This is a genomic window from Frankia sp. CcWB2, from assembly GCF_977927585.1.
The window spans coordinates 1-4,622 of sequence record NZ_CDWRCM010000104.1; the positions used below are offsets into that span (position 1 = coordinate 1).

At 71.5% G+C, this 4,622-nt stretch carries 3 protein-coding genes and 1 pseudogene; 2 read left to right on the plus strand and 2 right to left on the minus strand.

Annotation, left to right across the window (positions count from 1 at the left end):
* Positions 1-49: 49 nt before the first annotated feature.
* Positions 50-1,555, plus strand: a pseudogene (locus ACY45C_RS12445) (FAD-dependent oxidoreductase); the annotation flags it as partial.
* A gap of 86 nt (positions 1,556-1,641) precedes the next feature.
* Here ACY45C_RS12445 and ACY45C_RS12450 read toward each other — a convergent pair.
* Together ACY45C_RS12450 and ACY45C_RS12455 are read right to left on the minus strand one after the other, a co-directional pair.
* Positions 1,642-2,403, minus strand: a complete 762-nt coding sequence (locus ACY45C_RS12450) for an NUDIX hydrolase (protein WP_462187780.1) — start codon at positions 2,401-2,403, stop codon at positions 1,642-1,644.
* A gap of 105 nt (positions 2,404-2,508) precedes the next feature.
* On the minus strand, positions 2,509-3,921 hold the full coding sequence (locus ACY45C_RS12455; protein WP_462187790.1) for a nicotinate phosphoribosyltransferase: 1,413 nt from the start codon (positions 3,919-3,921) through the stop codon (positions 2,509-2,511).
* Positions 3,922-4,306: 385 nt separating this feature from the next.
* Here ACY45C_RS12455 and ACY45C_RS12460 point away from each other — a divergent pair, with 385 nt between their 5' ends.
* Positions 4,307-4,501: a hypothetical protein gene (locus tag ACY45C_RS12460; RefSeq protein WP_462187781.1), complete on the plus strand. Its 195-nt coding sequence runs from the start codon at positions 4,307-4,309 to the stop codon at positions 4,499-4,501.
* Positions 4,502-4,622: the final 121 nt, after the last annotated feature.

The following is a 4,622-nucleotide window of genomic DNA, read 5'->3' on the forward strand; positions in this document are numbered from 1 at the left end:
GACCGAGCGGAAGGCACCAACGGTGATGACCGCAAGACCCCGGACCATGATGCACGACTCCGCACCCCCGTCGGACTTCACAGGGGCCTCCGGGCCGCGCCGCATAGTCATCGTGGGGCATGGGATGGCGGGCTCCCGGATGATCAGTGAGCCTCGTTCCCGAGACCCCAGCCTGATCATCACCGTGTTCGGGGAGGAACCGCATCCCGCCTACAACCGCATCCTGCTGTCGAACGTCCTGTCGGGAAAGGCGGATCTGGCCGACATCACCCTGGTCGACCATGCGACGTCCGGCGACAGCGGTGGCGGCGGCCACAGCGATGGCGGCCACAGCGGCGGCGACACGCCCCCGCGCGCCTTGGTCGACGTCCGGGTCGGCGTGGTGGCACACCACATCGACCGTACGCGTCGCACCGTCACGGCCGGCGACGGCAGCGTCGTCGCCTACGACGTACTCATCCTCGCCACCGGGAGCCGGGCGTGGCTGCCACCGATCGAAGGACTGACCCGACCGGATGGGACGCTGCTACCCGGAGTGGCGGCGTTCCGCACCCTCGACGACTGCCGGCGCATCCTCACCCAGGCCGAACGGGCCACCCGCGCGGTGGTGCTCGGCGGCGGCCTGCTCGGCCTGGAGGCGGCCCGCGGCCTGGTCCGCCGCGGTCTGGACACGACGGTCCTGCACGCCGCGGGTCACCTGATGAACCGCCAGCTCGACCGGCGGGCCGGACAGGTGCTGGCCCGGACGCTGGCCGGACTCGGGGTGCGGTCCCGGCTCGAGGCCAGGGTCGTCCGGATCCATGGCGACGAGCGGCTCACCGGGGTGGAGTTGGCCGGCGACGAGGTGCTCGACGCCGATCTGCTGGTGGTCTCGACCGGCGTCGTGGCGGTGACCGGCCTCGCCGCGGCGGCCGGCCTGCCGGTCGAAGCCGGGATCGTGGTGGACGATCAGATGCGCTCCCCCGCCGATCCGGCCGTGTTCGCGGTCGGTGACTGCGCGCAGCACGACGGGACGGTGCAGGGACTGGTGGCGCCGGCGTGGGACCAGGTCCGGGTGGTGGCTGACCTTGTCACCGGCGCCGACCCCGCCGCGCGCTACAGCGGCGCCCGGCCCGTGACCAGGCTCAAGGCGCCGGGAGTGGATCTCGCCACCATGGGCGAGGTCGACGTGGACGAGTTCGACGAGGACGCCGAGGTGCTGCAGTTCGTCGATGTCACCCGGGGCACCTTCAAGAAGCTGGTGATCCGCGGGGACCGACTGGTGGGCGCGATCATGCTCGGTGACAACCCGACGGTGGGGACCGTGGCGCAGTTGTTCGACCGGCAGGCTCCGGTGCCGGCCGACCGGCGTAGCCTGCTGTTCCCGGCCCGGACCGAGGTCACCGTCACCGACAGTCCGGCGACCCTGCCCGACCGGGTCACCATCTGCCGGTGCAACAACGTGACCAAGGGCGGGATCACCCGCTGCTGGTTGGACGGGGCACGTGACCTGCCGGCGATCGTCACCGGTACCCGGGCGACCACTGGATGCGGCACCTGCCGGGACGCCGTCGCGGGCATCGTCGAGTGGCTGGCCGCGGCCGACCCGGACCCCCCGGCCGCGGCGGGCGACAACTGCGCGACCGGCCTGGAGGAATGTCCTCAGACGGACCGGCGCAGCAGCGGCGGGTGCAGCGCGGTCGCCGAGCCACGCCGATACAGTTCGGCGGGCCGACCGCCACCGCGCGGGGAGGTGCGCTGGCCCAGCGGCACGACGAATCCCGGCGTGGACAGCACCTTGCGGCGGAAGTTCGGCGGGTCCAACGCGACGCCCCACGCGGCCTCGTAGACGCGGCGCAGGTCGGCCAAGGTGAACTGGTCCTCGCAGAAAGCGGCGGCAAGCGGAGTGTACTCCAGCTTGGCCCGGGCCCGCTCCACGCCGTCCACCACTATCCGCGGATGGTCGAAGGCCAGCGTCGGGCCGTCGGTCGAGTCCAGGTCCTCCACCGGCCACCAGCGGGCCCGCGGTCCGTCCCGGCCGGGCGGCGGCTGCGGGAGGTTCGGCAGCAGGGCCAGGTAGGCCACGCTGACCACCCGAACACGCGGGTCGCGGTGCGCGCCGCCGTAGGTCCGCAGCTGCTCGAGGTGACCGGTCGTCGTGACGCCCGTCTCGGCCGCGAGCTGCCGCAGGGCCGAGGCGTCGAGATCCTCGTCGCGGTCGACGAAACCACCGGGCAGCGCCCAGCATCCGCCGAACGAGGGATCGTCCCGGCGGATGACCAGGACGCAGAGCCGACCGGCGCGCAGGGTCAGCAGAACCACGTCCACGCTGACGGCGAGGGCGGGCGGCATGACGGCGTCATGCCGCCCGCCCTCGCCGTCCAACGGACCGCGGATCCGGTTCGGTGGAGAGGCGGGCGCCACCCCTCCAGTCTGGCCATCCCCGCGCCGATGCACACGGGTCCCTCCTCGACCTCCCGCCGAAAGCGGCACCTCAGCGGGCGACGCCGCCCGACGGCCCGGGACGGCTCAGGGACGGCCCTCCGCGTGGACGACGGGCAGGCACGGCGGGCCGTAGCCCACCTCCCGGGCGATGGGGGGAAGGGCCGCGAGGGCCAGACGATGGTGCTCGCGAGCGCGCCGGGTGCCGGCCGGCCCGGTCAGGCCACCAACCGGCTCACCGGCCTTCACCAGCGGACGCAACAGGTCCCGGTCCCGGGCCGGGTCGGGCGGTCGCAGCGACGCGGGGAGCGCGTCCCCGGAGCCAGAGGGACCCACCCCCGGACCGGACGGACCGGACGGCGCGGACGGCGCGGACGGCGCGGACAAGCAGTCCGGGGCCGGCGGCGAGCCCGGCGGGCTCGGAAAGATGACATCAGCGACGGCACGGCCGTTGAGGTCATGGCGGCGGATGACCCGCTTGCGCCCCCCACGGGTGCTCTTGCCGACCGACCTCTTCGCCACGGGTTCGCCGTCGACCTCGACCAGCTTGTAGACGAACCCCGCGGTGGGCGCACCCGCACCGGTGACCAGGCTGGTACCGACACCGTAGCCGTCCACCGGGGCATCGCCCAACCGGGCTATGGCGTGCTCGTCCAGATCCCCGGTCGCGATGATCCGTGTTCTGGTCGCACCGAGGCTGTCGAGCTGCGCGCGGACGGCGCCGGCGACCCGACCCAGGTCCCCGCTGTCGATCCGGACAGCCCCGAGCTCGGCGCCCGCCGTCGCGACGGCGGCGGCGACCCCCGCGGGGACGTCGTACGTGTCGACGAGCAGCGTCGTGCCGACACCGAGGGTGGCGACCTGCGCGGCGAACGCCTCAGCCTCACTCGGATGGACGAGTGTGAAGGCGTGCGCACTGGTACCGACGCTGGGGACCTTGTACGCTCGGGCGGCCTCCAGGTTCGACGTGGCTGCGAAACCCACGAGGTAGGCCGCGCGGGCGGCGGCCACGGCGGCGGCCTCATGGGTGCGCCGGGATCCCATCTCGAGACAGGGCCGGTCCCCGGCCGCCCCGACCATCCGGGCCCCCGCGGCCGCGATCGCGCTGTCGTGGTTGAGGATGGCGAGCACGAGTGTCTCGAGCAGCACGGTCTCAGCGAAGGTGCCCTCGACGGCGAGCACTGGCGTCTCGGCGAAAAACGGTTCGCCCTCGGCGAAGCCATGGATGTCGCCGCCGAAGCGGTAGTCCGCCAGCCACTGTGCCGTGACCTCGTCGATGACATCGGCGGCCCACAGAGCGGCTAGCTCGGGCGGCCCGAACCGGAAGTCCGCCAGCGCATCGAGCAGCCGGCCGGTGCCAGCGAACACACCAAAACGGCGACCCGGCGGCAATGATCGGGTGAAGACTTCGAAGACCACACGACGATCCGCCGCGCCGGACCGGAGCGCCGCGCGCAACATGGTCAACTCATAGTGATCGGTCAGGAGTGCCGTCGACATCCGGAACACGGTAGGGACGAGCACGCTCCGATGCGCGCCGGCCGGCGATTTGGCGGGCAGGGAAAGGGAGTGCCTTCATCCCGCCTGGGCACGCTGACCTGACAGTGCATGTTGGTCTGGCGGCGGGTAAGCGTCGATTCCCACACGGCCTACACTACACGTTCCATCGACCTTCAGTAGCACACGGGAGAGCCTCGACGTGACCACGCTGATCAGCACTAGGCCGATCAGTACCAGGCCGATCAGCGCAACCCCGACCGGCCCGACGGCGAGCACGGGGAGGATGACTGCGAGAACGGTCAGTCACCTTCGGTCGCAACCCGAACAGAAACGCTCTCCGGGGACCCCCGGGGATCCCCGGGGTCGGCGTGCGATCGTCTTGACCGTGGACCACAGCAATGCCGGGATCTTCCTCGTCACTGTCGGCGGGGCGCTGTTCGCACTGCTGGTGCTCGGCGGCCGGGCGGGCCGGAGCATCGCGCGCGAGGTCTGGAGTCGTATCGGCTTCTTCCGCTGGATACTCCTCCTGATCATCATTGTGATCGTTCTCGACCTCGCGGACGGACTTCCCAACCAATGAACATACATTCGACGGGAACGCCCTCGCATAACACATGGCACCGGGGATGTTGCTGGAAGCCGCAAAATTACACCCACACGAGATGTTCGAATTATGTCACTGCACCCCTAGGGAGTCGAAA

Excerpts from the sequence above, each read along its gene's own strand:
- ACY45C_RS12455 (WP_462187790.1), bottom strand. The coding sequence starts at position 3,921 with ATGTCGACGGCACTCCTGACCGATCACTATGAGTTGACCATGTTGCGC.